24 protein-coding genes and 1 pseudogene are annotated in these 24,417 nt (G+C 64.7%); 10 read left to right on the forward strand and 15 right to left on the reverse strand.

All coding sequences use genetic code 11. The features are described from left to right. The first annotated feature begins 189 nt into the window (after positions 1-189). The 5 genes from BLT66_RS19355 (at position 190) to BLT66_RS19375 (ending at position 3,490) form a co-directional block, all read left to right on the forward strand. On the forward strand, positions 190-1,356 hold the full coding sequence (locus BLT66_RS19355; protein WP_092760176.1) for an RNA ligase RtcB family protein: 1,167 nt from the start codon (positions 190-192) through the stop codon (positions 1,354-1,356). A 2-nt stretch (positions 1,357-1,358) separates the two neighbouring features. Next, on the forward strand, positions 1,359-1,982 hold the full coding sequence (gene prfH, locus BLT66_RS19360; RefSeq protein ID WP_369821620.1) for a peptide chain release factor H: 624 nt from the start codon (positions 1,359-1,361) through the stop codon (positions 1,980-1,982). A 292-nt stretch (positions 1,983-2,274) separates the two neighbouring features. Further along, positions 2,275-2,733 (forward strand): SRPBCC family protein, encoded by a 459-nt coding sequence (locus BLT66_RS19365; protein ID WP_092760180.1) that lies wholly within the window; start codon positions 2,275-2,277, stop codon positions 2,731-2,733. 10 nt (positions 2,734-2,743) lie between these two features. After that, the gene (locus BLT66_RS19370) at positions 2,744-3,064 is read left to right on the forward strand and encodes a hypothetical protein (protein ID WP_092760182.1); all 321 of its coding nucleotides are present in this window, start codon (positions 2,744-2,746) and stop codon (positions 3,062-3,064) included. Positions 3,065-3,088: 24 nt separating this feature from the next. Then, on the forward strand, positions 3,089-3,490 hold the full coding sequence (locus BLT66_RS19375) for a GFA family protein (protein ID WP_092760184.1): 402 nt from the start codon (positions 3,089-3,091) through the stop codon (positions 3,488-3,490). Positions 3,491-3,497: 7 nt separating this feature from the next. Here the strand turns inward: BLT66_RS19375 and BLT66_RS19380 are convergent, their stop codons facing one another. Together BLT66_RS19380 and BLT66_RS27270 are read right to left on the reverse strand one after the other, a co-directional pair. Beyond that, on the reverse strand, positions 3,498-4,505 hold the full coding sequence (locus tag BLT66_RS19380; protein ID WP_176955108.1) for a dienelactone hydrolase family protein: 1,008 nt from the start codon (positions 4,503-4,505) through the stop codon (positions 3,498-3,500). Between the two features lie 331 nt (positions 4,506-4,836). Beyond that, a complete protein-coding gene (locus tag BLT66_RS27270) occupies positions 4,837-4,962 on the reverse strand; it encodes a hypothetical protein (protein ID WP_255407011.1) in 126 nt (41 codons plus the stop codon). A gap of 129 nt (positions 4,963-5,091) precedes the next feature. Between BLT66_RS27270 and BLT66_RS19385 the strand changes: the two genes are divergently transcribed. Beyond that, positions 5,092-6,132, forward strand: coding sequence for a M14 family zinc carboxypeptidase (locus tag BLT66_RS19385; RefSeq protein ID WP_092760188.1), 1,041 nt, complete (start codon positions 5,092-5,094; stop codon positions 6,130-6,132). After that, positions 6,129-6,869 carry an alpha/beta fold hydrolase gene (locus tag BLT66_RS19390; protein WP_092760190.1) on the forward strand — a complete coding sequence of 247 codons (741 nt, stop codon included), beginning with the start codon at positions 6,129-6,131 and terminating at the stop codon, positions 6,867-6,869. The genes BLT66_RS19385 and BLT66_RS19390 overlap by 4 nt, the downstream gene beginning before the upstream one ends. Before the next feature lie 66 nt (positions 6,870-6,935). Here the strand turns inward: BLT66_RS19390 and BLT66_RS19395 are convergent, their stop codons facing one another. Beyond that, positions 6,936-9,368 carry an HDOD domain-containing protein gene (locus tag BLT66_RS19395; protein ID WP_092760192.1) on the reverse strand — a complete coding sequence of 811 codons (2,433 nt, stop codon included), beginning with the start codon at positions 9,366-9,368 and terminating at the stop codon, positions 6,936-6,938. Positions 9,369-9,531: 163 nt separating this feature from the next. Between BLT66_RS19395 and BLT66_RS19400 the strand changes: the two genes are divergently transcribed. After that, the gene (locus tag BLT66_RS19400) at positions 9,532-10,530 is read left to right on the forward strand and encodes a Stealth CR1 domain-containing protein (RefSeq protein WP_092760194.1); all 999 of its coding nucleotides are present in this window, start codon (positions 9,532-9,534) and stop codon (positions 10,528-10,530) included. A gap of 35 nt (positions 10,531-10,565) precedes the next feature. Here BLT66_RS19400 and BLT66_RS19405 read toward each other — a convergent pair whose 3' ends face one another. From BLT66_RS19405 to BLT66_RS19450, 11 genes and pseudogenes are all read right to left on the reverse strand, one after another. Further along, on the reverse strand, positions 10,566-13,091 hold the full coding sequence (locus BLT66_RS19405) for a patatin-like phospholipase family protein (protein WP_092760196.1): 2,526 nt from the start codon (positions 13,089-13,091) through the stop codon (positions 10,566-10,568). A 95-nt stretch (positions 13,092-13,186) separates the two neighbouring features. After that, positions 13,187-13,339: a hypothetical protein gene (locus BLT66_RS26850; protein WP_176955109.1), complete on the reverse strand. Its 153-nt coding sequence runs from the start codon at positions 13,337-13,339 to the stop codon at positions 13,187-13,189. Continuing rightward, positions 13,336-13,994 (reverse strand): annotated as a pseudogene (locus tag BLT66_RS19410) (serine/threonine protein kinase); the annotation flags it as partial. The gene BLT66_RS26850 and the pseudogene BLT66_RS19410, both read right to left, overlap by 4 nt. Before the next feature lie 238 nt (positions 13,995-14,232). Continuing rightward, positions 14,233-14,937 (reverse strand): site-2 protease family protein, encoded by a 705-nt coding sequence (locus tag BLT66_RS19415; RefSeq protein ID WP_092760198.1) that lies wholly within the window; start codon positions 14,935-14,937, stop codon positions 14,233-14,235. Continuing rightward, on the reverse strand, positions 14,934-15,308 hold the full coding sequence (locus BLT66_RS19420) for a J domain-containing protein (RefSeq protein WP_092760200.1): 375 nt from the start codon (positions 15,306-15,308) through the stop codon (positions 14,934-14,936). Before BLT66_RS19420 ends, BLT66_RS19415 begins: the two co-directional genes overlap by 4 nt. Continuing rightward, positions 15,305-16,033 carry a hypothetical protein gene (locus tag BLT66_RS19425; protein WP_092760202.1) on the reverse strand — a complete coding sequence of 243 codons (729 nt, stop codon included), beginning with the start codon at positions 16,031-16,033 and terminating at the stop codon, positions 15,305-15,307. Before BLT66_RS19425 ends, BLT66_RS19420 begins: the two co-directional genes overlap by 4 nt. Beyond that, positions 16,030-16,878, reverse strand: coding sequence for a DUF2167 domain-containing protein (locus BLT66_RS19430; protein WP_218922638.1), 849 nt, complete (start codon positions 16,876-16,878; stop codon positions 16,030-16,032). Before BLT66_RS19430 ends, BLT66_RS19425 begins: the two co-directional genes overlap by 4 nt. Before the next feature lie 137 nt (positions 16,879-17,015). Continuing rightward, positions 17,016-18,047 (reverse strand): serine/threonine protein kinase, encoded by a 1,032-nt coding sequence (locus BLT66_RS19435; protein WP_092760204.1) that lies wholly within the window; start codon positions 18,045-18,047, stop codon positions 17,016-17,018. Between the two features lie 89 nt (positions 18,048-18,136). Beyond that, entirely contained in the window at positions 18,137-18,565 is a 429-nt protein-coding gene (locus BLT66_RS19440) for an organic hydroperoxide resistance protein (protein WP_092760206.1), read from the reverse strand. A 31-nt stretch (positions 18,566-18,596) separates the two neighbouring features. Further along, positions 18,597-19,055, reverse strand: coding sequence for a MarR family winged helix-turn-helix transcriptional regulator (locus tag BLT66_RS19445; RefSeq protein WP_176955110.1), 459 nt, complete (start codon positions 19,053-19,055; stop codon positions 18,597-18,599). Positions 19,056-19,128: 73 nt separating this feature from the next. Next, positions 19,129-19,977: a 3-hydroxybutyryl-CoA dehydrogenase gene (locus BLT66_RS19450; RefSeq protein ID WP_092760687.1), complete on the reverse strand. Its 849-nt coding sequence runs from the start codon at positions 19,975-19,977 to the stop codon at positions 19,129-19,131. A gap of 87 nt (positions 19,978-20,064) precedes the next feature. Between BLT66_RS19450 and BLT66_RS19455 the strand changes: the two genes are divergently transcribed. Together BLT66_RS19455 and BLT66_RS19460 are read left to right on the forward strand one after the other, a co-directional pair. After that, positions 20,065-21,663: a GMC family oxidoreductase gene (locus BLT66_RS19455; RefSeq protein ID WP_092760208.1), complete on the forward strand. Its 1,599-nt coding sequence runs from the start codon at positions 20,065-20,067 to the stop codon at positions 21,661-21,663. A gap of 81 nt (positions 21,664-21,744) precedes the next feature. Next, positions 21,745-23,094 (forward strand): MATE family efflux transporter, encoded by a 1,350-nt coding sequence (locus tag BLT66_RS19460; protein WP_092760210.1) that lies wholly within the window; start codon positions 21,745-21,747, stop codon positions 23,092-23,094. 97 nt (positions 23,095-23,191) lie between these two features. Here BLT66_RS19460 and BLT66_RS19465 read toward each other — a convergent pair whose 3' ends face one another. After that, complete coding sequence (locus BLT66_RS19465; RefSeq protein WP_092760212.1) at positions 23,192-24,298, reverse strand: ABC transporter substrate-binding protein; 1,107 nt, start codon at positions 24,296-24,298, stop codon at positions 23,192-23,194. Positions 24,299-24,417: the final 119 nt, after the last annotated feature.

Raw genomic sequence — 24,417 nt, forward strand, 5'->3', positions numbered from 1 at the left:
ACAACATGCAAAAGAACACGACCTCCCTGTGGGCTGGGTCAGCGGTGGCGGGGCTTGTCAACTAAGCTTCTCCCACCTTTTCTAGCGCCCCACGGCACGCTGCACAACGCCTGATGCGTGTGCGGCGCAGCGTTGGCGTGCGTGCGTCTGTCCCGGTCCGGTTTCAACGTTTTTTGATTCTGGATTTTTATGGGCAATTTTGTCAAAAACGTGTCGGACCGTGCCTGTGTGGTCGCGTCCGACGCCACGTGGATGGAGGACGCTGCCGTACAGCAGCTCATCACCACATCGCAACTGGAGGGCATGCAGCGGGTTGCGGGCATGCCTGACTTGCATCCTGGGCGCGGTTATCCGGTTGGGGCCGCATTCTTCTCGGTCGGGCGCTTGTATCCGGCGCTGGTGGGTAACGATATTGGCTGTGGCATGGCGTTGTGGAAGACCGACATGCGCGCCAGCAGTGTCAAGCTCGACAAGCTGGAAAAGCGGGTGGGCAATATCGACGGGCCGTTCTCAAGCGAAGATGCCTTTGATGGCCAAGCCGCGATTGCGCAGGCGCTGGCAAGCGGTCAGATGAACGCAACAGGTTTTGAATCGGCATTGGGCACGCTAGGCGGAGGCAACCACTTTGCCGAGTTTCAGCAGATCGATACGGTCTATGCCAGCGACACTGTCGAGGAACTGGGTTTGGACACCAAGCATTTGCTGCTCTTGGTGCACAGCGGTTCGCGCGGGCTGGGGGAGCACATCTTGCGCCAGCACGTGGACCAGTTCCGTCACCATGGTGTGCCAGAGGGAGGGGCGGACAGCGCCGCCTACCTGCGGCAGCACGACGCGGCGCTGCAGTTCGCCCAATGCAACCGGCAATGGATTGCGCAGAGGCTACTGGCCAACGTGCGCAGCGAAGGCGAGTGTCTGCTGGATGTGCACCATAACTTCGTGGCATCTGCCACGATTGCGGGCACAGCTGGTTGGCTGCATCGCAAGGGAGCCACCCCGTCGGATGCTGGGCCGGTTGTCATACCCGGTTCACGCGGCGACTACAGCTATCTGGTGCAGCCCTGCGGGAGTGACGATGCAAGCCTGCAGTCGCTCGCGCATGGTGCGGGCCGCAAGTGGATTCGCTCGGCCTGCAAAGACCGGTTGTTCAAACTGATGACCCCCACGCAGATGGGCCGCACCGCGCTAGGCAGCCGCGTGATCTGCAACGACCGCCAGCTGATTTACGAGGAAGCGCCGCAGGCCTACAAGCCGGTAGACAGCGTGGTGCAGACCTTGGTGCGGGCGGGTCTGGTGCGGATGTTGGCACGCCTGAAGCCTGTGCTCACCTACAAAACCCGTGGGGAGTGCTGCGAATGATCATGTTGCAACTTTCCGCCAATACCGGCCCCGAAGAATGTTGCCTCGCGGTGCACAAAGCCTTGGCCCGTTTGACACAAGAAGCCGCGCAACTGGCGGTCCGAGTAGATGTCATTGAGCAAGTGCAGGGTAACGCAGTGGACACGTTGCGTTCAGTCTTGTTGGCGCTGGACGGCGATATGGCGCAGGCCTTGGCGCAGCGCTGGCAAGGCAGTGTGCTGTGGATCTGTCCCAGTCCTTACAGGCCTGGTCATCGGCGCAAGAACTGGTTCATTGGTGCAGATATTTTTGCGCCGGAGTCCCCCAGTTTTGTCGACGCCTTGCACGACAAGGACATCCGCTTTGAAGCCGTGCGCGCCAGCGGACCGGGCGGCCAGCATGTCAACAAGACCGACTCTGCGGTCCGGGCCACGCACGTGCCCAGTGGGCTCAGCGTCAAAGTGCAAACCGAGCGCAGCCAGCATGCCAACAAACGCTTGGCCCGCGCCTGGCTAGCCTGCAAGCTGGCCGCGCTGGCCCAGGATGCAGCAGACAAAGGTCGTGCCGAGCGGCGAATCCAGCACCATCAGGTTGAGCGTGGCAACGCCACGCGGACTTTCAAAGGAATAGATTTCCGGGAGGTCTAGGTCGTCCGGGTCGATGCAGCCCCCCTGCTGAAGAAGTTCGACGGGGTCGGTATACGTCGACGGCCTACAGTGATGGTGCAAGCGGATTTATGAGGCGTATGCTCATGGATATTGCGCGAAAAGCTATGTAATTCGTAGCGTATGCAGGGCTTACCAAATGTAGCCCCCGGGGCGGCGCAAAACAGAGATGATTTGCTCCGCGCCTGGGTAGTCGGCAAGAGGCCGTTGCCCCGATGCCAGACCGGTCCTAGCCAGCTTTGGCGGCCCACCCATTTGCAAAGGAGACCTACCCATGTCCGACCAAGCCAACACCGTCCGCCTGCACCGCGTGCTGAAGGCCCCGCCCGAGCGCATCTACCGCGCATTCCTCGACCCCGACGCATGGGTCAAGTGGATGCCGCCGCGCGGGTTCACGGCCAAAATCCACCATTCGGAGGTGCGGGTCGGCGGCAGCTTCCGCATGTCGTTCACCAACTTCGGCACCGGCGGCAGCCATTCTTTTGGCGGCACCTACACCGAACTCACGCCGCACACGCAGATCCGCTACACCGACAGGTTTGACGACCCCAACCTGCCGGGCGAGATGCAGGTCACGGTCGCCTTGCGCCAAGTCCTTTGCGGCACCGAGCTGAGTATCGTGCAGGAGGGGATTCCGTCGGTGATTCCGGTCGAGATGTGCTACCTCGGCTGGCAGGAATCCTTGTCGGCCCTGGCCCATCTCGTCGAGCCGGAGATCCCGGATGGGGCTTAAAGGCGGGCGTATGTTGTCGGGTATCCGTTACAGCTTGGCATCGGTGGGCTTGGCGCTGCTGGGCGCCTGCAGCTCGGTGGGCGTGGGTGTCAGCGTGCCGCTGTTTCCCGGGGTCAGCATCGGGGTCGGTGGCGGCTCGGGCGGTGTGCATCTGGGCGTGGGGGCCGGGGTGGGGCCGGTGGGTGTTGGTGTAGGGGTGAACCAGCGCGGCCAGGTGGGTACCGGCGTGGGGGTGGGCACCAGCACCAACGTCGGTGGCGCGCAGGTCGGTGTCGGCGTGGGTACCAGTACGACGGTCTACGACCCGGATCAGCCGCGGGTGCGCCGCTAGCTGGAGATTGAAAGGGAATTGGCGATGCTGAAAACCTACCATGGCAGTTGCCACTGCGGGGCCGTCCGCTTCGAGGCCGACATCGACCTGTCGCAGAGCAGTTACCGCTGCAATTGCTCGATCTGCCGGCGCACCCGCTTCTGGCCCGCCGTGGTGCTGCCCCAGGGCTTCCGTCTGCTGGCAGGCGAGGGCGATCTGACGGAGTATTTGTTCAACACCCGCAAGAACCAGCACTTCTTCTGCAAGCACTGCGGCGTGCGCGCCTTCGGCATTGGCAACGACACCCCGATTGGCAAGATGGTTGGGGTGAACCTGATGTGCCTGAACGATGTGTCCGACGAAGAACTGGCCTGCGTGCCCATCACCTATGTGGACGGCTTGCACGACCGCTGGGACCGTGCCCCAGCGCTCTTCGCCCATCTGTGAATGGTGCCTAGAGATTGCCGCGGAAGAAGCGCACCACGCGCTCACGCGAGGCGTGGGCCTGGGCTACATCGGGGACGATGCTGATGCTGGGGATGGCCGAGGTGCCCAGCAAGTAGCTGCCCTGGTTGGCAAACGGGTCGGCGGCCGTCACCGGCACCATCAGCCGGTCCCAGCCGTGGAAGGCGCCCGGGTATTCGACCACGTCCACCACGTCGCCATTGCTCGGGTTGACCGAAGCCGCCAACGCCCGGCAAGGGGCGGCACTGTTGTCGTAACTGTCCTTGCTGCCGATCTGGATCAGTACCGGGGCGCCCGTGAGGTTTTGGAACAGCGTGCCCGCCTGCGCCGGCGACACGCCGAAAGCGCGCAGGATGGCCGCGTTGTTGGCGGCGTAGCACACCGGGTAATGGGCCACGTGGGCCGCAAACTTGCGGCCGCCACCAAACTGGCCCGCATACGCGCGCTCGGCACTGGCCAGGCTCATCACGCCGCCCCAGGAGAAGCCCAGCACGCCAATGCGGTCCGGGTCAATATTCGCCTGGGCGCTGAGAAAGGCCAACGCCGAGAAGGTGTCGGGTACCGTCAGGATCGGCAGCTGGGGCCGGTTCGTCCCGCCGGTCACGCCACGGGCCTCCCACATGTCGATCTGCAGGGTGGCGATGCCGGCCACATTCAGCGCCGCTTCATAAAAGTCGCCACGCGCATCCACCCCGCTGGAGCCGTGCAGTATCAGCACCGCCGGCAGCTTGTGGTTGTCGCCGTGGCCGCGCTTTTTGGAAGGGTAGTTGTCGAAATCAAAGCAGTTGCGGCGCGCGTTGGCCCGGGCTGGAATGCTCAGCTTGCCCTTGATGGTCAGCGGGCTCTGGGGCGCGGCAAGATTCGGTGATTGGAACTGGATAAAGGTCACCTGCGGTGCGGGGCGGTCTCGGCACTCCCAGTCATCGGCGTGCGCCCCCGCGGCCAGGCTCGCCCAAAACGCAAAAACCAAGGCCCGAAGCCAGATCTGGTACGCCATGCAATTCTCCTTGTTGGGTTGGATCGCAAAACAGGCGGGCATGGCCCGCAGATTTGCGCGGCCCACCTTAACCAGCGCCCCCAGGTGTGTCAACGCGGGCCAAAGGGCCACATCCGAGCCGAATGGTGTGGTGCTGGCCCGCCAGGCAGGCGTTGAAAGACGGTCAGCGTAAGGCTAAAAATACAGGTGAAATATGCTTCTGGCGCTTATATGGATTGCGCAGGCAGCTATCTAAATGAAAGCAGATTTTGCCAACGAAGCCCCACGGTCTTCAGGGCGGCATGCCGCGCCGACAGCTCTCCAAAGCTTCATACATATTGGGTATCCGGGCTCAATGCCCGAAGCGGCGCTGCTGCCAGCGCGCGCGCTGCAAGGCCCATAGCTCGGCCACGCCCCAGACCAGGCAGGCGGGTACGGCGATCAGGCGCATCAGGGTGGCTTTGCGGAGCAGCATCATGGGTCTCCCCTCGTGGTTTGCAGCCCACCATAGGCGCGCAATGTGACAAGCGCGTGTCGGTGTGCCATTGCCGCACAGTGGGCAAAATTCGGCCCCGCACCGCCGCCGGCGTGGCTATGCTGCGAGCCTGTGCCCCACGCCTCTGCATCCCCACCCGAACTGCCCGCATTGCCCGAACTGGCGGCGCTGGAGCGCACGGTTGCGCTGGGCGGCAGCCACTTGCAGGCGCGCACGGTGTGCCGCGTGGCCCTGCCGGGCGGCGGCAGCTACCCGGTGCATGCCATCACCCTGGGCAACCCCTCGCTGGACGTGCCGGCGGTCGGCTACTTTGGAGGCGTGCACGGCCTGGAGCGGATCGGCGCTGGCGTGGTCATCGCCTATCTGCACAGCCTGGTGACCCGGCTGGCCTGGGACAGCGCGCTGCACCGCCAGCTGGAATCGGTGCGCCTGGTGTTCATGCCCATCATCAACCCCGGCGGCATGGCGCTGGGCACGCGGGCCAATCCGCAGGGTGTGGACCTGATGCGCAATGCGCCGGTGGACGCGCGCGACCCCGTGCCCTTTCTGGTCGGCGGCCAGCGACTCAGCGCACGCCTGCCCTGGTACCGCGGCCGCCATGCCGCCGCGATGGAGGCCGAAAACCAGGCGGTTTGCGCGGTGGTGCAGGCCGAGCTGCTGTCGCGTGCCTTCAGCCTGTCGGTGGATTGCCATTCGGGCTTTGGCGTCAGCGACCGGCTGTGGTTTCCCTACGCCCACACCCGCACGCCGATTGCCCACCTGGCCGAGATGCACGCGCTGAAGCGCATCTTCATCGAGTCGCACAGCCAGTACCGCTACATCTTCGAGCCGCAAAGCCTGCAGTACCTGGCGCACGGCGACCTGTGGGACCACCTGTACCAGCAAGCACCGCCTGGACGGATTTTTCTGCCGCTGACTCTGGAAATGGGGTCCTGGCTGTGGGTGAAGAAGAACCCGCGCCAGCTGTTCTCGCGCCACGGCATCTTCAACCCGCTGATCGCCCACCGGCAGCAGCGCGTGCTGCGCCAGCACCAGTCGCTGCTGGACTTTCTGGCCCGCGCCGCGCACGGCCACAAGCTGTGGCTGCCGCCCGAAGAGATGCGCACCTACCACCACGCCCAGGCCCGGCACGACTGGTACGGCCCCAAATGAGCACCTGGATACTTCTGCGCGGCCTGACCCGCGAGAGCGGCCACTGGGGCGGCTTTGTAGACCTGTTCCAGGCGGCACAGCCGGGCTACCAGGTGATTGCGCTGGACCTGCCGGGCAACGGCAGCCTGCACCGGCAGCGCAGCCCGGCCGACGTGGACGCGATGGTCGTGCATTGCCGGGCCGAGCTGGCGCGCCGGCAGATCGTCGGGCCGGTGCAGATACTCGCCATGTCGCTGGGCGCGATGGTGGCCGTGGCCTGGGCGACGGCCTACCCGCAGCAGGTGGCGGCCCAAGTGCTGCTGAACACCAGCCTGCGGCCCTTCAGCCCGTTCTACCAGCGGCTGCGGCCGCAGAACTATGGGCTGCTGCTGCGGCTGGCGCTGTGGGGCGGCTCGCCCGAATTGTGGGAGCGCAGCATCCTGCGCATCACCAGCAACGGCGCGCACGACGCTGTGCTGCCGCAGTGGCTGGCCTTGCGCGCCCAGCACCCGGTAAGCCGCGCGAATGCCGTGCGCCAGCTGCTGGCCGCGGCCCGCTACCAAGCGCCGACGCATCCGCCGCCCGTGCCGACCCTGCTGCTGGCCAGCGCGCGGGACCAGTTGGTGTCGGTGGCCTGTTCGCGCGCTTTGGCCCGGCACTGGCAGTGCGCGCTGCAAGTGCACCCCACGGCGGGGCACGACCTGCCGCTGGATGCTGGTGACTGGGTGATCGCCCAGGTGGGTGTATGGCAAAAATAGGCTCTGGCGCAGGCAGAGATTGCGCGAGAAGCTATTAAATAAATAGCATCTCGCGCGGACCAGCGTTCAGCTCGATTGCTTGAACGCCATTACGGCCTGGTTGCGCAGGGTGCGCAGCAGGGCCAGTTCTTTCTCGTCCAGCCCCAGGCCGCCCTTGGTGGCGGTGTCGGCGTAGATCAGGCCCACCGGCTTGTTCTGGATCACCAGCGGCAGCAGCAAAAAGGTGGGCGCGTGGATCTGTTGCCGGTACCAGGCCGGCAGGCGCTCGGCGATGCGGGGCTCGGTAGCGTCGGGGATCATGGTGTCGGCGCCCTTTAGGCAGACCGCGCTGAACAGGTCGGGCGCGCCGCTGGGCTTGAGCGCCACCTGGAACGGCTTGACCACGCCCTCCACACCTTCGCCCAGGCCGAAGCGGCCGGTCAGGGTTTCGGTCTTGGGGTCGCGCATGCAGAAGATGATGCGCTGGCAGTGCATGGCGCGGAACATGGTTTCCAGGATCATGCGCAGCACGTCGCCGAGCTTGAAGTCTTCCACCATGGCGTGGGTGATGTCCTGTATGCCTTCGGTCAGGATGTCGGCCACGCTGTGCACCGGTGTGGGCGGCGGGCTGCCGTCGGCCGGCGGCGTGGCCTGCAGGGCCAGCGGCGCCAGCGCATCGGGCAGCTCGACCACCGGGTCCGGGCCTTCTTCGGGGGCTTGCAGCAGCTGGGCCGCGCCCGAGCCGGCGACGACCCGGATCTCCATGGCGGCGGCCATCTCGATCAGCTTCTTGCGCGCCGCCACGGTGGCGATGCGTACCGCCGCCGGGCTGACGCCCAGGCTGCGCGAATAGTGGCCGGCCACCTGGGCCAGCCGCAGCGGAGCCTCGGCCGTGGGGCTGCGCAGCAGGATGTCGGCGATCTCGTTGGCGGCCATGGCGATCCAGCGGGTGCGCTCCTCGACCACCACCGGCGGGTGCAGCGGCGGTTCGCCCCGGGGCTTGCGCATGCTGCGCTGTATGCCTTCGGGTAGGCCCCAGCTCTTGGCGATCTCCACGCCCAGCGCCTCGTAGCCCACGCCCAGCACGCTGGCGGCAGCCGCGGCCTCGGCCATCGGTTTGTGGGTCGATGCCATCAGGCCGCGCACCGTGCGCGCCTCGTTGGGGAAGTAGAACTCGGCCAGCAGCCGGCCTAGGTTCTGGAACATGGCTCCGATGAAAGCCTCTTCGCTTTCGCGCTGCACCGCGCACAGCTCGACCGCAATTGAGCCGGCCATCAGCGAGCGCAGGAACTCGTCCTTCAGCACATTCGCGTGGGCCTTGTCGCCCATGTGCTCCAGCAGCACCAGGCTCAGCGCCATGTTGCGGATGCCGTTGAAGCCGACCAGGCTGACCGCCCGCGACACGGTGTTGATGCTGCCGCCGCGGGCCGCAAAGTGCGCGCTGTTGACCAGGCGCAGCAGCTTGTTGGTCAGCGCGACGTCTTTCAAAATCTCGTTGGTGACGCTGCCGATGCTCTCGGTTTCGGAATTGGCCATGCCCTGGATGCGGGCCACCGAGTCCGACATGGCGGGGAAGTCGCTCTTGTGCCGCATGCGGGCCAGCAGCGCGTCCAGCGTCTTCTTGCCTGGCACATCGTCGGACGTTTCGCCGCTGTCACCGCGGGCCGTGGCTTCGGACCAGGCGATCAGTGCGTCGCGCAGCGCGGTGGCGCCGGGCGGGCGTTGGCCGGGGTCGTAGGCCAGGGCACGGGCCACGATGGCGCGCAGGCTGGCGTTCACGTCCGGGCCCAGGTCGGCCGCCGGGGCCAGCTGTTCGTGGGCCAGGCGGTATTTGGCGCGGTCCGGGTCGTTGGCGTCCAGCAGCGGCTTGCCGGCCAGCATCTCGGCCAGCAGCAGGCCGACGGCGAACACATCGCTTTGCGGCGTGGTGATGTCGCCTTGCGCGGCCTCGGGCGACAGCCAGGCGGGTGCGCCATCGACCAGGGTGGCGGTGCCGAAGTCCAGCAGCTGGGCCCGGCCGGTTGCGTCGACCAGTACGTTGGATGCCTTGAGGTTGCGGTGCAGCATGCCGGCCGCATGGGCTGCGGCCAGGGCGTCCAGCACATCCAGCGCCAGCGCCACGGCCTCGGCTGCGGGCAGGGCGCCGCGCTGGGCCAGCATGTTGGCCAGGGTTTGCCCCGGCAGGTAGCCGTAGACCAGATAGGGCTGCTGCTCCAGCACGTCGGCTTCCAGCACCGGCACCACATGGGCATGCACCAGGTGGCTGACGCGGCGCGCGTGCTGCACCCAGCGGGTGATGACGGCGGCGTCGGCGGCTTTGTGGATCACGGGTAGCTTGAGCGCCACTTCGCGGCCGGGCGCCGGGCCCAGGCGCGGGTCTAACGCCAGCCAGGTGACCGAGTGTTCGCCCTGGCCGAGTATGCGTTGCAGGCTGAAGCGGCCCCAGCTGGCGGGGCTGGGTACTGTTGCGGGACGGGGCGCCGGGGTAGCTTGTGGAGAGAGCGGTGGAACATCAGCCATGGGGTAAATATCAGAAAAGGGCGCGGTAAAAAGTCGTCTCCCCGCGCAGTATGCACCCACATTTGGGTGGTAGCGGAGGGTGTATCCCCTGCTGCGCGGCGCTGGGCAAAGCCCGCTAATATCACCGACCCCGTTTAGCCACTCCTCTTGTTTGACTGCGTACATGGAATCCGAAGACTGCAACGCCTCCGCCATCGATATCGTGTACCTGTGGGTCAACGGCAACGACCCCGCCTGGCGGGCCAAGCGGCAGCGGGCGCTGGAGCAGTTGAGCCCCGCGCAGCGCCAGGCCATGGCCGCCTACGGAAATGTGGAGGGGCGCTTCCGCGACAACGACGAGCTGCGCTACAGCCTGCGCGCGCTGGAGCAGTTCTTCCCCGGCCACGGCCACATCTACCTGGTGACCGACGGCCAGACCCCGGCCTGGCTGGCCCAGGTAGACGGGCTGACGGTGGTGGACCACCGCGAGCTGATACCCGGTGCGGCGCTACCGGTTTTTGACTCCGGCCATATCGAGTCCTACATCCACCGGATTCCGGGCCTGTCGGAGCGCTATTTCTATTTGAACGACGACGTGTTCTTTGGCGCGCCGGTGGAGCTAGGCCACTGGTTCAGCCGCGAAGGCGTGTTTGTCGCCTGGTCCGACGACCCGCTGGTCAGCGACGAGCCGCTGCGCCCTGACGCCACCGCGCTGGAGAACGCCTGCCGCTTGTCGCAGCAGTGGCTGCGCGACCAGCCCGCGCTGCCCGGCGGCTACCAGCCGACCTTCCGTACTTTCGCGCATGCGCCCCGGCCGCTGCGCAAGTCGCTGCTGCTGGCGCTGGAGGCGCGGGCGCCGGAGATGTTCACCCGGGTGCGTTCCACCGTGTTCCGCTGCTGGGACAAGCCGGCCATCGTGTCCGACTTCGTGCTGCGCTGGGCGCTGGCCCACGGCCTGGCCCAGATGCGCGAGTATTCGCACCTGTATGTGTCCACCGGCGATGCCGACGGCATGGCCCAGCTGGACCGCCTGGTGGCCGCCCGCGGCCAGGTGGATTGCTTTTGCATCAACGACACCACCGACGACGCCCACCCGCACGACCCGCGCCTGGCCCGGGTCCGCGAGGCGCTGCAGCAGATGTTTCCGCAGGCTTCGCGGTTTGAGCGTTTACAGGTGTTTTAGGCCTCTGGCGCAGATAGTAGCTGCGCCAACAGCTACTAAATATATAGCGGAGGTGTGGCACTCTTGCCCAGCGCCTGCACTAGCCCAGGCAGGCCCACACCACCTTCGAGCAGGGTCTGGCCCGCATGCTGGCCAAGCTGGCGGTAGCTTTCCCACTGCTGGTCGTCAAAGAACTGGTCGGCTGTCGGCTCCTGGGGAAACGGCAGGTGGGTGGCCTGGTACTGGCGCAGGTCCAGGCTGGCCTCTTCGGTCAGCCGCGGCTTGACCCACAGCAGCAGCGCGGTGTGCGCCGCAAACGCATCGGTGGCCGGCAGGCTGACCTGGTAGGCCAGCAGGAAATGCCGGCCCTTGCCCTCGTCGCGGGGAAAGCCGGTGGGGTTGCCGAGCATGCTGGCCAGATCGGCCTGGGGCGTAGCTTGCAGTCTTTGCGCCACGGTCTCTGGCGCAATCGGGGTGAACTGGGCGCCCATGTCCACCGAGGCCAGGCGCATCAGATTGGCCACGTCTTCAAACTGGTAGCTGGCATCGGCCCCGTTGTCTAGCGCCAGAATGAAATCGACGCGCCGGCGCAGCAGCTCGTAGACCCCGGTGTTCTCGAAATGGCCGCCGTCGGACAGGTACCAGTGGCTGTCGTTCGTGCCGTAAAAGTTGCCACGCATCTCGCGCAGCAAATGCAGCTGGGTAGCAAATGGCCAGCGCCGGGCGGTGTGGCCGGTGCGGGCCCGGGTGCGCTTGCTTTTGGGCGTCAGTTTCACCTGCCACCAGTAGCCCAGCCGCACATTGGCCAGCACCATCAGCATCGCCAGTTCGGGCCGGGTACCGCGGCCCAGGCCGGGGGTGAAGGCGGCGCCCGAGATGCCGATCCAGCGGCCCACGGTGAGCTTTTCAAAGAACGGGTGCCTTTGCCGCGGGTTGTGCGGGCGCGCGGAGAATTCGCCGTCCACCATGAAGCCGTCGGGCGTCACCGCCAGCGACAGGCCTTTGCGGTCCTGGTTGACCAGCGAACCCTGCGAGGCCACGGTTTCGTTGATGGTGACGTTGATCAGGTGCAGCGGCGCCAGCGAATGCAGCTGGACCGGCCCGCTGGCATCGCAGCGGCCGTGGTACTGGTCCAGCGCCATGTCGTCGGTGGCGTGCGGCTCGGTCATGTCCTGGTGCTCGGCCTTGTCGCGGGCGATGTTGGTAGCGCCTAAATAGGCCCGTACGATGCGCGCCGTGTACAGGTTCTGGATGGTCGACAGGTTCAGGAACTGGAAGCATTCGCCGGTGATGCCGGCCAGCAACAGCAAGGCCAGCAAGATTCCCCGATGCGCAGGCGTTGCAAGCAGCCAGGCCGCGACCGTGCCCCATCCCAGTACCAGCAGCGTGCCCAGCAGCAGCGCGCCCAGCAGCGGCAGCCATTGCAGTGCCAGTGGTTTGTTCAGCTTCAGACTCTTGACGGGCAACAGCTTCCACAGGCCTAGCAGGCCAGCGACCACACCGCTGCCGATTGCGCCATAGGAGCCCGACAGGTAGGTTTGCAGCCATTCGCACACCGCCAGCACCAGGCACAGCGCGGCTAGCATTGCGGCGCTGCCCAGCGCCCGCGACAGATAGCGCGTCAGGCGGGTGCGCGTGACCTGCATCCACGCGGTGGGCTGGCCCTGGCGGTCTTGCCACCAGGTCCAGCTCCAGGTAGCCAAGTACCAGGCACTGGCGAGCACCAACACCCCGGCCAGTATCTGCAGCGCTGTGTTCTGCCAAGCGGCTGTCGCCAGCCACAGCGCAGGCCCCAGGAGCATGCCCACCACGGCCGTGAAGGTGAAAACGCCGGCGAGCCAGCCGGTTTGCCGCAGCTTGGGCATTTCGGTGTACCAGTAGGCAATGCCCAGCGGCAGCAACGCGGTGCCGGCAACCCCCAGCGCCAGCACGCCGTATAGCGCGCCCGCTTGCAAGCAACCGGGTAGCTGCCATGGCAGGCGGTGCAGATGTGCGAGCGCAGCCTGATTCAGCCATCCCAATATTCCCAGTGCGAGCACCAGCGTGATGCCCAGCACATAGTGCACCGCCAGCAGATTGCGCAGCCAGGTGGTGAAGCCAAACCACACATCGCCGCCACCATTCGGTGCCAGGTAGCGGCCGCTGTTGCGCAGCCAGCTGATCGGCTTACTGGCCGGCGAGGCTTGGGCATTGCTGCGCTGCTCGGTGGCCTGCAGCTTCTCTTGGGCCGCGCGCGCCGCTTGCTGCAGCTCGGCCTGAGACGGTGCGGTGGGGTTGCCCTGGCGGACTTTTTCAGGAATGAACAGGCTGCACAAAAAGCCCCCTGCGTAGCCACCGCCGGAGACCGTGGAGAGGTAGTCGAACTGCTGCAGCGCGTTACCGCGGGCCAGCGCTTGCAGCATGCCCAGCGACAGCGTGGCACTGCGGATGCCACCGCCCGACAACGCCAGGCCGGTGACCAGCGGCTGCGGCTGGCCATCCACGGTTTTTGTCAGCCCACTGCCGAGTGCGCTACGCCGTGCTGCCACCCGGCGCTGCTCCAGCGTCAGCCAGTCGGGGGCTGAGGAACGGTGGTCGGGCATTGCGGGCTCCTTGCGGTGGGGGTTTCAGGCAGGCCCGGTTGTACACACACTTCCCGGCCAGAGCATCCCCTAATCAGAGGATGAGAATACGGCGTTCAGCAAAACGCCCAGGCTAGCCAGGCCGGGTCTTCCACTACGTTGAGTAGCAAATAAGCACCCACGCGGTACGACAGGTATTCGCCCAGCATCAGCGCCTCGCCCCAGGTCGGCGGCCAGGCCAGGCCGGCGCGGCTCAGCACTGCATTCATACGTACAGAGGCTCTTCCTGCATGGCTTCGATCTGTTCGGTGAGCATGTTCACCTGGCCTACCCAGTAGTCGCTGCTGCCGAACCACGGGAAGTTGATCGGGAAGGTCGGGTCGCTCCAGCGCCGGGCCAGCCAGGCGCTGTAGTGGACCAGGCGCAGGGTGCGCAGCGGCTCGATCAGCGCCAGCTCGCGGCGGTCGAAGCTGCGGAACTGCGGAACTGCTCGTAGCCGTCGACCAGGCCGCTGAGCTGGCCGGTGCGCTGGGCCCGGTCGCCGCTGAGCAGCATCCACAGGTCTTGCACGGCCGGGCCGGTGCGGGCGTCGTCCAGGTCGACGAAGTGCGGGCCGCCGTTCGGGCCGTCGGTGGGCGTCCAGAGGATGTTGCCGGGGTGGCAGTCGCCGTGCAGTCGCAAGACTTTTATGTCTTTTTGGCCTGTAGCGCTGCTGGGTAGTGCGCTGGCAGCTATTAAATCAAGAGCGTCGCCGCAGGCCTTGGTCCAGGCGCTTTGCACGTCCAGTGGCACCATTTCGTGCTTCAGCAGCCAGTCGCGCGAGTGGATGCCGAAGCTTTCCAGGTCCAGCGCCGGCTGTACAGTTCTTAGTTGCCTGTCGGCTGCGCAACCGGTGACTTCATGAATAGCGCCGGCGTCGCGCCCATGGCTCCAGTTGCTCGATGCTGGCGCCTTGCAGTCCAGGACAGAAAGCGGCGTTTGCATCGGCGCCATCAGGAACATCACTTGGCTAGAGGGTGCTTCTTGAGAAAGAGCTCATTTCCGTCGTTCGTTTGGTTCGGTTTCGAGGCGAAGCATAGTTTCTGACTCTATGCGCTGTATCTCCGCGTCCGCAGCAGGCGGACTGTATGTCTTGGCTAGTGCTCCTAACAGTTCTTATTCATCAAAAGCTGCGAACACCCATTTTCTCGTGCGCATCCAGGGCCAAGACGGCCAATACGACAATCAACAGAAGGTATTGGATGCCGTACTGGAGTTTGATCTGCAGGGATGCGATCTGCCGCCCTTCTGACGCTTCACCTTTGATTGCCGCCCAAACTTTGGGGGCGGCTAGAACGGCGATGATCAGTAGCATGGGGCTGGGTTTCCAGAAAAAAACGCCGCAGAGCAGGGGTACGCCCAACAGCCACAGCTTGGGCGACACGACGGAAACGATGCGTCCACCATCCAGTGGCGTCAAGGGAATCAGGTTGAACAGGTTGAGAATGAAGCCGGTGTAGGCGATGGCCAACCAGAGTTTTTGCCCACTTTCCTGGGCATACAGGTAGCACAAAAATGCCCCGGCCGTGCCTAGCATGGGGCCAGCCAAACCTACATAAGCTTCCGTTTCAGGGTCGAGGTCGACAGTTTTCAGCGATATCCATGCGCCTACGAAAGGAATGAACACAGGAGCCCCTACCGCCAAGCCGCGGTTTTTAGCGGCAATGAAATGCCCCATTTCATGCACAAACAGCAGTCCCACAATGCCGATTGCATAAGCCCAGCCATAGCTTATGGCGTACACAAACACCGAGAGCAGCATGGTGCCACCCGACAAGGCTACTTTGCCGAGCTTGCCTGCAGCCAACAAGGCGAGCAGTAGCTTCATGCACTTACTCCTCGCAATTGCATGCCTGTCCGATAGGCAGCGCCGATCTGCTGCGATTTTTGCTCTGCCAAAGCCTGCAGTTCTGGGCCCAGTGTGGTCACTTTGTCCGGGTGGTAGAGACTTATCAGTCGTCGGTATGCTGCGCGTATTTCATCCGCCGATGCCGTCGGCGCAACTTCCAGCACTGCGTACCACGCTGCAGTACATGGGGCGGCCTGAGCCTGCGCAGGCATCTGGTCTGATAACGCTTCGTTTCTGAAATCAACGTATTCCGGCATTGGCTTGGGCGGTGATTTCGCCGTAAAAAACGAAACTAGCCAATAGCCAAAAACCAGCCCTCCAACGATGACGCCTATTTCCATTCCACTCATGATGGCGCCTCTTCCGCTGCAAACCGCGCTCTGGCTGCGACTAGGGTTTGCATACGGCTGCCGGCATCGTCTGCGTAGTCAATTTGCTCATCCAGTCGAAGCCGGCATTGTGTATTGACCTCTGTAAGCGCCTCCTCGGGCAACACACGAGCGCTGGCAGCCACAAAGTCTTCTTTCACGGGTTGCAACGCACACAATCTACGAATCAGATTGATTGCAAAGGGTGGGCAGGTCAAGCATTCGACGACGAGTCCCCAATATTGGCTAGGGGTCAAGCCCAACACGCGTCTGCGCCGGGCCAGGGTCACCAAAGCCGCGACGTTGCTGAGGTACATGGTCATTACTGCGGGCAATGCTGCCCAGACGCCAGCCCTGGTGTAGAGCCCTATAGGAAGCAGCACGAAAAGGCATAGTGCAGAAAGTATGACGAACGGTGTAAAGCTGCTGAACTCCGGGCGCTTTTTCAACGCTCCGTCGCCCTGCTCTTGTCCCCCCACCCGCACAAAATCCCATTGAAGAACATACATCTGCACATAGGGTGTCAACGGATTGGGAATGTAGGGCTCCTTCCCTCTGATTTTCCAGCGATTGGAGCCGAAGACCGCCTGCCAGCCCTGGCCACAGGACCGCATGATTGCCTCGTTCCCCGATAACAGTCGTGCCGAGTCAAAGATGTACAGCCCCCACGCAAGCAGCATCAGAGCCGCTTCCGCATTGAATTTCACGACTCTTTTTTCTTGAACAGTTTGCTTGCACCGCCCACGACAGCGACCGCGCCGACAGCAATGATTTTCCAACCTGCCGCAAGGAAACCCAATATGACTTTCCAAAACCCCGACTTCACAGCAACGGCGGCAGCGCCACCGGCCACCAACGCGGCTAAACCATATTCAGCTATTTTGTCGCCCGACTTAAATTCAGAGTATTTTTCGCCCGGGTTGAAGTCAAACCCGGCGAGTGCCGCCTTGAAGGACTTCACATCGGTCTCCAGGGTTTCCGGCCTTGAAACCAAAATCGCACTTTCATAACCGGATCGGCCTAACAAACGAACTGTGTAATTGATGATTGGCGCATTGCTGTCAGAGGCACGCAAACGGAGAGCCCATTCCAAGTGTTTGGTGGCAGTGTCGTAGTGCGGCGGGATGTACCAGCCTTCGGTGAACAGCTCGGACATGCCGCGCTTGCGTCGCTCCTGATTGCCGGGTTCGTCGCTGCTTTTGAGATCCTTTAACAGCGCGTCAGGGTCAATTTTTTCGTCGTCCTTTACATAGCCAGCGGGATTAAATGAGAAGGCCGCCCACCAAGTTTCACCCACCAGAATGTTTTCATTGGAAGGCAAATTCCCCGTGAGCTCCAAGAACTTGGACCCGTTGTTTACGTCCAGAAACCGAGCACCCTGGGGGACTTTTATGGTGGCTTTATCTTCCAATGCGCCACTTGTAGGTCCTTGCTGCCACGCCAAGGCCTCCATTGCTGCCGTCCGCTCTTCACGGGATTTTTCGGCGCCATAAGCGACTGTTCCGAAAATCAGGATTGCAATCGCAACAATAGATCGTTTGGCGTTGTGCACGTATAACCTTTTAAAAGATGATTGAGCACTTTACCTGAACGTTACTTTTAGAAACAAAGCGTTTTATCCACGCGACCTGCTCTCTTCCATCTTATTAATGAAATTAGTCGTGAAGGTGCAACGATAGAGCAGCAGCTTCATACGTACAAAGGTTCTTCCTGCATGGCTTCGATCTGCTCGGTGAGCATGTTCACCTGGCCGACCCAGTAGTCGCTGCTGCCGAACCACGGGAAGTTGATGGGGAAGGTGGGGTCGCTCCAGCGCCGGGCCAGCCAGGCGCTGTAGTGGATCAGGCGCAGGGTGCGCAGTGGCTCGATCAGCGCCAGCTCGCGGCGGTCGAAGCTGCGGAACTGCTCGTAGCCGTCGACCAGGCCGCTGAGCTGGCCGGTGCGCTGGGCCCGGTCGCCGCTGAGCAGCATCCACAGGTCTTGCACGGCCGGGCCGGTGCGGGCATCGTCCAGGTCGACGAAGTGCGGGCCGCCGTTCGGGCCGTCGGTGGGTGTCCAGAGGATGTTGCCGGGGTGGCAGTCGCCGTGCAGGCGCAGGACTTTTAAGTCTTTTGGGCCTGTAGCGCTGGTGGGGAGTGCGCTGGCAGCTATTAAATCAAGAGCATCGCCGCAGGCCTTGGTCCAGGCGCTCTGTACGTCTAGCGGCACCATTTCGTGCTTCAGCAGCCAGTCGCGGGAATGCAGGCCAAAGCTTTCCAGGTCCAGCGCCGGGCGGTGCACAAAGGGTTTTTTGGCGCCCACGGTGTGGATGCGCGCCAGGAAGCGGCCTATCCATTCGAGCACCTCGAAGTCGTCCAGCTCGGGCGGGCGGCCGCCGCGGCGCGGGCTGACGCTGAACTGGAAGCCGGCAAACGGGTGCAGGCTGCGGCCGTCCAGCACCAGCGGGCCGACGGCGGGTATCTCGGCGGCCATCAGCTCGGCGGCAAAGCTGTGCTCTTCCAGAATCTGCGCTTCGCTCCAGCGGCCGGGCCGGTAGAACTTGGCCACCACTGCGCTGCCGTCTTCCAGGTGCACCTGGTAGACCCGGTTTTCGTACGAGCTCAGAGCCATCAGCCGGCCGTCGCCATACAGGCCGACGCTGGCCAGCGCGTCCATCACCACGTCGGGCGTGAGCGTTTCGTAGGGATGGGCGGCGTTGGAGGAAGCAGTGGGGGTGGACATGCTTTGATTGTCACCGCTACAAAGCACTAGGCCCGCGCCATGGTTATGGCGCGGGCCTCGGGGGTTTGCCCTGGCGGGCAAGAGGGGGCTTAGACCAAAGTCAGCGTAACTTCGATATTGCCGCGGGTGGCGTTGGAGTAGGGGCACACGCCGTGGGCGGCGTCCACCAGGTCTTGGGCCACAGCGCGGTCCAGGCCGGGCAGGCTGATCTTCAGCTGGGCAGCGATGCCGAAGCCGGCGGGGATGGGGCCGATGTCTACGCTGGCGTCGATGGATGCATCGGCGGGCACAGTGATCTTCTTCAGGCCGGCCACGTGTTTCATGGCGCCCATGAAGCAGGCGGAATAGCCCGCAGCGAACAATTGCTCGGGGTTGGTGCCGTTGCCGTTACCGCCCAGTTCCTTGGGGGGCGCGAGGGTCACGCTGAGCTTGCCGTCGTCGCTGGCCGATTGGCCTTCGCGGCCGCCGGTGGTGTGGGCGTGGGCGGTGTAGAGCACTTTGTCGAGTTTGGTAGGCATGGTGGTTCCTTGGGGTTTACAAAAAAGGGTGTCAGGCTCGGGGACTCGTCAGTCGCTCGCGCAGGGCCTGTACTTGCTGCGTGAGTGAAATCAATTCGGGCAGGGCGCATTGGGATGCATCGAGGATGCAGCCCGGGATCTTGGTGGCCTGGGCCTGCAGGTTACGCCCCGCAGATGTCAGGCGGATGGTGACGCGGCGTTCGTCCTGGGCATCGCGCTGGCGGCTCAGCCAGCCCGCGGCTTCCATGCGCTTGAGCAGCGGTGTCAAGGTGCCGGAATCCAGGAACAGCCGCTCGCCCAGGGCCGACACCATCAGACCGTCGTGCTCCCACAGCACCAGCATCACCAGGTACTGCGGGTAGGTCAGGCCCAGCTCTTCCAGCAGCGGCTTGTACAGCTTGGTCATGGCCAGCGAGGTGGAATACAGCGCAAAGCACAGCTGGTTGTCGAGCAGCAGGGCTTGTTCTGGGGTGATGGTGGGCTTGGCCATGGGTTGAATTATAGTTCGCAATTAAATTGCGTGCAAGTTAAATTAAAACGCACCGAAATGCGTTGCCCCCATCCTAGTACGTGTAAACGCCCTGGCCGGTCTTGCGGCCCAGGCGGCCGGCGGCCACCAGCTCTTTCAGCAGCGGGCAGGGGCGGTATTTGCTGTCGCCAAATTCGTTCAAGAACACCTCCATCACCGCCAGGCAGACGTCCAGGCCGATCATGTCGGCCAGGGCCAGCGGACCCAGCGGCTGGTTGCAGCCCAAGGTCATGCCGGCGTCGATGTCTTCAGGCGTGGCTACGCCCTCGGCCAGCACGAACAGCGCCTCGTTGACCATGGGCATCAGGATGCGGTTGACCACAAAGCCCGGGCCGTTCTTCACCGTGATCGGCGTCTTGCCCAGGGCGATGGCCATGGCGTGCACCGCCTCGTGGGTGGCGTCGCTGGTCTGCAGGCCGCGGATGATTTCCACCAGCGCCATCAGCGGCACGGGGTTGAAGAAGTGCATGCCGATGCAGCGATCCGGCCGCTGGGTCACGGCCGCCAGCTTGGTGATGGAGATCGACGAGGTGTTAGACGCGATCAGCACCTCGGGCGCCAGCAGGGCGTCCAGCTGCTGCACGATCTTCACCTTGAGCGCGTAGTTCTCGGTGGCGGCTTCGATTACCAGCTGCACGGCCTTGAAGTCGTCGTACTGGGTCGAGCCGCGGATGCGCGCCAGGATGGCGGCCTTGTCGCTGGCGGTGATCTTTTCCTTCTTGATCATCCGGTCCAGGCTGCTGGCGATGGTCGCCAGGCCCTTGGCCACGGCCTCGTCCGAGATGTCCACCATCACCACATGCAGGCCGGCCGCCGCGCAGGTTTGCGCGATGCCGTTGCCCATGGTGCCAGCGCCGACAATGCCGACGGTGTTGATTGTCAAAATGCTCATAGCGGACTCCCGGTAGAAAAATTGGTTGCAATGCAACATTCATCATAAAGCGGCTTATCCGCCGACCAGATTCACACCATGTTCGACTACATCATCATCGGCGCCGGGGCCGCCGGCTGCGTGCTGGCCGGGCGGCTCAGCGAAGACCCGGCGGTCAACGTGGCCCTGCTCGAAGCCGGCGGCAGCGACCACAGCCCGCTGGTGCAGTGCCCGTCCGGCATTGCGCTACTGGCCAAGTACGGTCGCACGCACTGGCGCTTCGACACCATGCCGCAGCCGGGGCTGAACGGGCGCAGCGGCTTCCAGCCACGCGGCAAGGTGCTGGGCGGGTCGACCTCGGTCAACGCCATGATCTACACCCGCGGCCAGCCCGCCGACTACGACCACTGGGCGGCCGAGGGCAACCCCGGCTGGGCTTTTGCCGACGTGCTGCCGTACTTTCGCCGGGCCGAGCACAATACGCGCGGTGCCGACGCCTGGCATGGCGTGGACGGTCCGCTGCAGGTTACCGATCTGCAAAGCCCGAACCGCTACAGCCCGGCGTTTGTGCAGGCGGCTGTGCAGGCCGGCTTCCCTGCGAACAGCGACTTCAACGGCGCCACGCAGGAGGGCGTAGGCCTGTACCAGGTGATGCAAAAAGACGGCGAACGCTGCAGCGCTGCCAAGGCCTACCTCACGCCCCACCTGGGCCGGCCCAATCTGCAGGTGTTTACCGGCGCCCATACCAGCCGCATCCTGACCCAGGGCCGACGCGCCGTGGGTGTGGAATTCATACAGGACGGCCTGCTCAAGCAGCTGCGCTGCCAGGGCGAGGTGCTGCTGAGCGCCGGCGCGTTGCAATCGCCGCAGCTGCTGATGCTGTCCGGCATCGGCGACCACGCGCAGCTGCTGGCCAATGGCATTGCCACCGTGCACCACCTGCCGGGCGTGGGCCTGCACCTGCACGACCATGTGGACGTGGTGCATGCGGTCCACGCCCCGCGCGCCAAAGAGCTGTGGGGGCTGTCACCCACCGGGCTCACACATATCGCCCAGGGCGTGGTCGATTGGCGTAAACACCGCCGCGGTCGGCTGACCAGCAACCTGGCCGAGGCCGGCGGCTTCGTCAAAAGCCAGCCCGGCGAGCCGTTGCCCGATCTGCAGCTGCACTTTGTGCCGGCCAAGCTGGTCGACCACGGCCGCAAGACCCTGTGGGGCCACGGCTATTCGGTGCACGTGTGCGTGCTGCGTCCGGAAAGCCGCGGCAGCGTGACCCTGGACAGCAAGGACCCGCTGGCCGCGCCGCTGATCGACCCGAACTTCCTGGGCGAGCGCGCCGACATGGAGCGGCTGCTGCGGGGCTACCAGCTGGTGCGCCGCATCTGCGCCCAGCCGGCCCTGGCCGCGCTGGGCGGGCGGGAGCTGGCGGCCCCGGCCGCAGCCCAGGGCGATATGGCATTGGAGTACTACCTGCGCGAGCACGCCGACACGGTCTACCACCCGGTGGGCAGCTGCCGCATGGGGCCGGGGCCGCTGGACGTGGTGGACGCGCGGCTGCGGGTGCACGGCGTGGCCGGCCTGCGGGTGGTGGACGCGTCCATCATGCCGCGCATCGTCAGCGGCAATACGACGGCAGCCGTCACCATGTTGGCGGAAAAAGCCACAGATATGTTGCGCGAGGATGCGGCACGGGGCTGATTTCTTTGGAAGAATGGTAGCGTTACCGCAATTGCCTATTCCCAGCTGCCATCCCCGCTGCCGCAAGGCCCGCCACATCCCATGCATCTGCCTGAACGCCCCCGGCTGAACGCCGTCGCCGGCCCCATCTTTGGGGAGTTCTTACTGGGTTACACCGTCGTCATCGCCGGCCTGTGGCTGGCCTCGCATACCTCGGACGGCGCGGCCGGCAGCCTGGGCCTGGCGAACCAGGTGCTGGAGTCGCTGTACGTGGTGTTCCGGGTGCTGGCCATCGGCATGGGCGTGGTGATCACCCAGCTGCTGGGCGGCCAGCAGGTCGAGCTGGTGCGGCGCACTGCGCTGTCGGGCCTGGGAGCTTGCACCTGGGCCGGGCTGTTCGTGGTGTCCATCCTGGTGCTGGGCAACGACTTGATCCTCGACGTGCTGAACGCCCCCGACGAAATCCTGCCGCTGGCCAGCCCCTATCTGCAGCTGTTGGCGCCGGCCGCGCTGCTCGACGGCTACAACCTGACCATGGCGGCGATTCTGCGCGCCCATCTGCATGCGCGCGACTCGCTGAAGGTGATGGTGGTCATGCACAGCACCCACCTGGCGCTGGCCGTGCCGCTGATGCTGGGCGTGGGCCCGTGGGACGGGCTGGGCCTGTACGGCTTTGCGGTGGCGCTGGTGGTGAGCCGGGCGCTGGGCCTGGCCTTGCACCTGGTGCTGTGGCGCAAACGCATGGACCTGGTGCCCACGGCCCGCCACTGGTGGGTGCTGCAGCCGCGGGTGCTGGCACCGGTGTTGCGCATCGGTGTGCCGGGCGCCAGCGCCGAACTCGGTTACCGCGCGGCCTTCATGGTGTCGCTGGCCGGCGCGGCGCGGCTAGGCGTGGTGGCGCTGGCCACCCATGCCTACACCTTGCAGCTGCTGCGCTATGTGTTGCTGGTGAGCCTGGCGATAGGCTGGGCCTGCGAGATCATGGTCGGCCGGCTGGTCGGTGGCGGCCAGTTCAGTCAGGCCCGGGCGCTGGTGCGCAAGGGTGTGCGCAACGGGCTGATGGCCTCCGGCGGCCTGGCGCTGGCGGCGGCCCTGGCCGCGCCCTGGCTGATGCGCGTGTTCACCAAGGACCCGCATGTGATCCAGGCCGCGCAAACCCTGCTGTGGATCGCGGTGGCGCTGGAGACCGGGCGGGTGTTCAACCTGATCGTCACCGGCGCGCTGCGGGCTACGGGTGACGTGATCTACCCGGTGGCCGCCAGCATAGGCTCGTTTGTGCTGGTACTGGGCTTGGGGTCGTATGTGCTGGGCCGCAGCCTGGGCCTGCCGGGCATCTTCATTGCCTACGCGGCCGACGAATGGGTGCGCGGCCTGCTGATGATGGCGCGCTGGCATTGGCACGGCTGGCTGCCGCATGCGCGCAGTTCGCAGCGCCGGGTGCGCAAGCGCTGACTGCTATCGATAAGGGCGTAAATTTCTTGTGCGAAAAGTGCCGCTAGCGCAGGTTAATTAAGCGCGACTAGCTATTGATTAAATAGCAAATTTGCAATCAGCGGCGGAACTTGCCATCGGCGCTGATGATGGCCAGGTCGGCAAAGTCCAGGCCGCTGTGGTCGCTGGGGCTGTAGCTGACGTCCAGCCCGCCGATGTCGAGCTTGCCCTGGTTTTCCAATGCGGCCTGTATGCGTTCGCGGGTGGGCTTGGGGCCGGCGCGGTGCAGGGCCGCCACCAGCACCTTGGCGGCAGCAAAGCCTTCGACCATGGCCGGGCTGGAATCGTCCAGGCCCTTGGCCCGTGCGAGGTCGGCAAACTCCCTGATGAACGCATAGTTGAACGAGCGCGGGAACACCTGGGTCACCACCACGCCGCTGGCATGGCTGCCGAGCCCCGAGATAAAACCGGCGGACGCGTTGTTGGATAGGGTGATGAACTGGGCGTTGCTGCCGGCCGCCTTGAGCGCCTTGATGCCTTCGACCGCCGCGGCGCTGGATGCCACCAGCAGCACGGCCTGCGCCCCGGACTGCACGACGGCCGGTGCGATTTGCGAGAAGTCGGGCTTGGCGCGGTCAAACTTTTCCAGCACCACCGGGGTCAGCTTGGCATGCTGCAAACCCTTCTGGGCGCCGGCCAGACCGTCCGTGCCAAAGCTGTCGTCGGTGTAGACCACGGCGATCTTGCTGATGCCGGTGCTGGCCAGGTGGGCCATGGCTTTCTCGGCTTCGCGCTGGTAGGTGGCGCGCACGTTGAACACATGCTTGCGCACCGGCTGGTGCAGCACCATGGCGCCGGTGGACGGGCCGACCAGGGGCACTCCGTATTTGTCCAGCAGCGGAATGATGGCTTCGGTATTCGGCGTGCCGCGGGTCAGGAACATGGCGACCACGTTTTTCTCGGTGATCAGAATGCGTGTGTTCTCTGCCGACAGCGCCGGGTCGAACTTGTCGTCCAGCGACAGCAGCTCGATCTTCTGCCCGGCCACGCCGCCCTTGGCGTTGACCATGTCGAAATACAGCTTGGCGCCGTCGGTGGTTTCCTTGACGCCGACCGCCACCGAGCCGGTGAAGCCCGCCGTCTGGCCGACCAGGATTTGTGCGGCGGCGGGCAGGCCCAGGGCGCAGAGCAGGGCGGTCAGGGCGGCGGCGTAGCGGTGTTTCATGGGCGGAGTTCGAAGAGGAGGATCGATTGGGCCACGGGGTCGCGTAGGGTAACAGGATGTTTCTACCTAGGCCAACCCAGGCCCCCCGCTGCGGCCACATGCGGTAAATTCGCCGCTTC

The organism is Rhodoferax sp. OV413 (genome assembly GCF_900104385.1).
In the GTDB taxonomy this organism is placed as follows: domain Bacteria; phylum Pseudomonadota; class Gammaproteobacteria; order Burkholderiales; family Burkholderiaceae_C; genus Rhodoferax_B.

What these genes read in the sequence shown, in the direction of transcription:
- BLT66_RS27270 (WP_255407011.1), bottom strand. Translation starts at nt 4,962, where the DNA reads ATGATGCTGCTCCGCAAAGCCACCCTGATGCGCCTGATCGCCGTACCC.
- BLT66_RS19405 (WP_092760196.1), bottom strand. Translation starts at nt 13,091, where the DNA reads ATGCCCGACCACCGTTCCTCAGCCCCCGACTGGCTGACGCTGGAGCAG.
- BLT66_RS19460 (WP_092760210.1), top strand. Translation starts at nt 21,745, where the DNA reads ATGCATCTGCCTGAACGCCCCCGGCTGAACGCCGTCGCCGGCCCCATC.
- BLT66_RS19445 (WP_176955110.1), bottom strand. Translation starts at nt 19,055, where the DNA reads ATGGCCAAGCCCACCATCACCCCAGAACAAGCCCTGCTGCTCGACAAC.
- BLT66_RS19395 (WP_092760192.1), bottom strand. Translation starts at nt 9,368, where the DNA reads ATGGCTGATGTTCCACCGCTCTCTCCACAAGCTACCCCGGCGCCCCGT.
- BLT66_RS19455 (WP_092760208.1), top strand. Translation starts at nt 20,065, where the DNA reads ATGTTCGACTACATCATCATCGGCGCCGGGGCCGCCGGCTGCGTGCTG.
- BLT66_RS19370 (WP_092760182.1), top strand. Translation starts at nt 2,744, where the DNA reads ATGTTGTCGGGTATCCGTTACAGCTTGGCATCGGTGGGCTTGGCGCTG.
- BLT66_RS19400 (WP_092760194.1), top strand. Translation starts at nt 9,532, where the DNA reads ATGGAATCCGAAGACTGCAACGCCTCCGCCATCGATATCGTGTACCTG.
- BLT66_RS26850 (WP_176955109.1), bottom strand. Translation starts at nt 13,339, where the DNA reads ATGAATGCAGTGCTGAGCCGCGCCGGCCTGGCCTGGCCGCCGACCTGG.
- BLT66_RS19375 (WP_092760184.1), top strand. Translation starts at nt 3,089, where the DNA reads ATGCTGAAAACCTACCATGGCAGTTGCCACTGCGGGGCCGTCCGCTTC.
- BLT66_RS19380 (WP_176955108.1), bottom strand. Translation starts at nt 4,505, where the DNA reads ATGGCGTACCAGATCTGGCTTCGGGCCTTGGTTTTTGCGTTTTGGGCG.
- BLT66_RS19420 (WP_092760200.1), bottom strand. Translation starts at nt 15,308, where the DNA reads ATGAGTGGAATGGAAATAGGCGTCATCGTTGGAGGGCTGGTTTTTGGC.
- BLT66_RS19465 (WP_092760212.1), bottom strand. Translation starts at nt 24,298, where the DNA reads ATGAAACACCGCTACGCCGCCGCCCTGACCGCCCTGCTCTGCGCCCTG.
- prfH (WP_369821620.1), top strand. Translation starts at nt 1,359, where the DNA reads ATGTTGCAACTTTCCGCCAATACCGGCCCCGAAGAATGTTGCCTCGCG.
- BLT66_RS19415 (WP_092760198.1), bottom strand. Translation starts at nt 14,937, where the DNA reads ATGAAGCTACTGCTCGCCTTGTTGGCTGCAGGCAAGCTCGGCAAAGTA.
- BLT66_RS19440 (WP_092760206.1), bottom strand. Translation starts at nt 18,565, where the DNA reads ATGCCTACCAAACTCGACAAAGTGCTCTACACCGCCCACGCCCACACC.
- BLT66_RS19435 (WP_092760204.1), bottom strand. Translation starts at nt 18,047, where the DNA reads ATGTCCACCCCCACTGCTTCCTCCAACGCCGCCCATCCCTACGAAACG.
- BLT66_RS19355 (WP_092760176.1), top strand. Translation starts at nt 190, where the DNA reads ATGGGCAATTTTGTCAAAAACGTGTCGGACCGTGCCTGTGTGGTCGCG.
- BLT66_RS19390 (WP_092760190.1), top strand. Translation starts at nt 6,129, where the DNA reads ATGAGCACCTGGATACTTCTGCGCGGCCTGACCCGCGAGAGCGGCCAC.
- BLT66_RS19365 (WP_092760180.1), top strand. Translation starts at nt 2,275, where the DNA reads ATGTCCGACCAAGCCAACACCGTCCGCCTGCACCGCGTGCTGAAGGCC.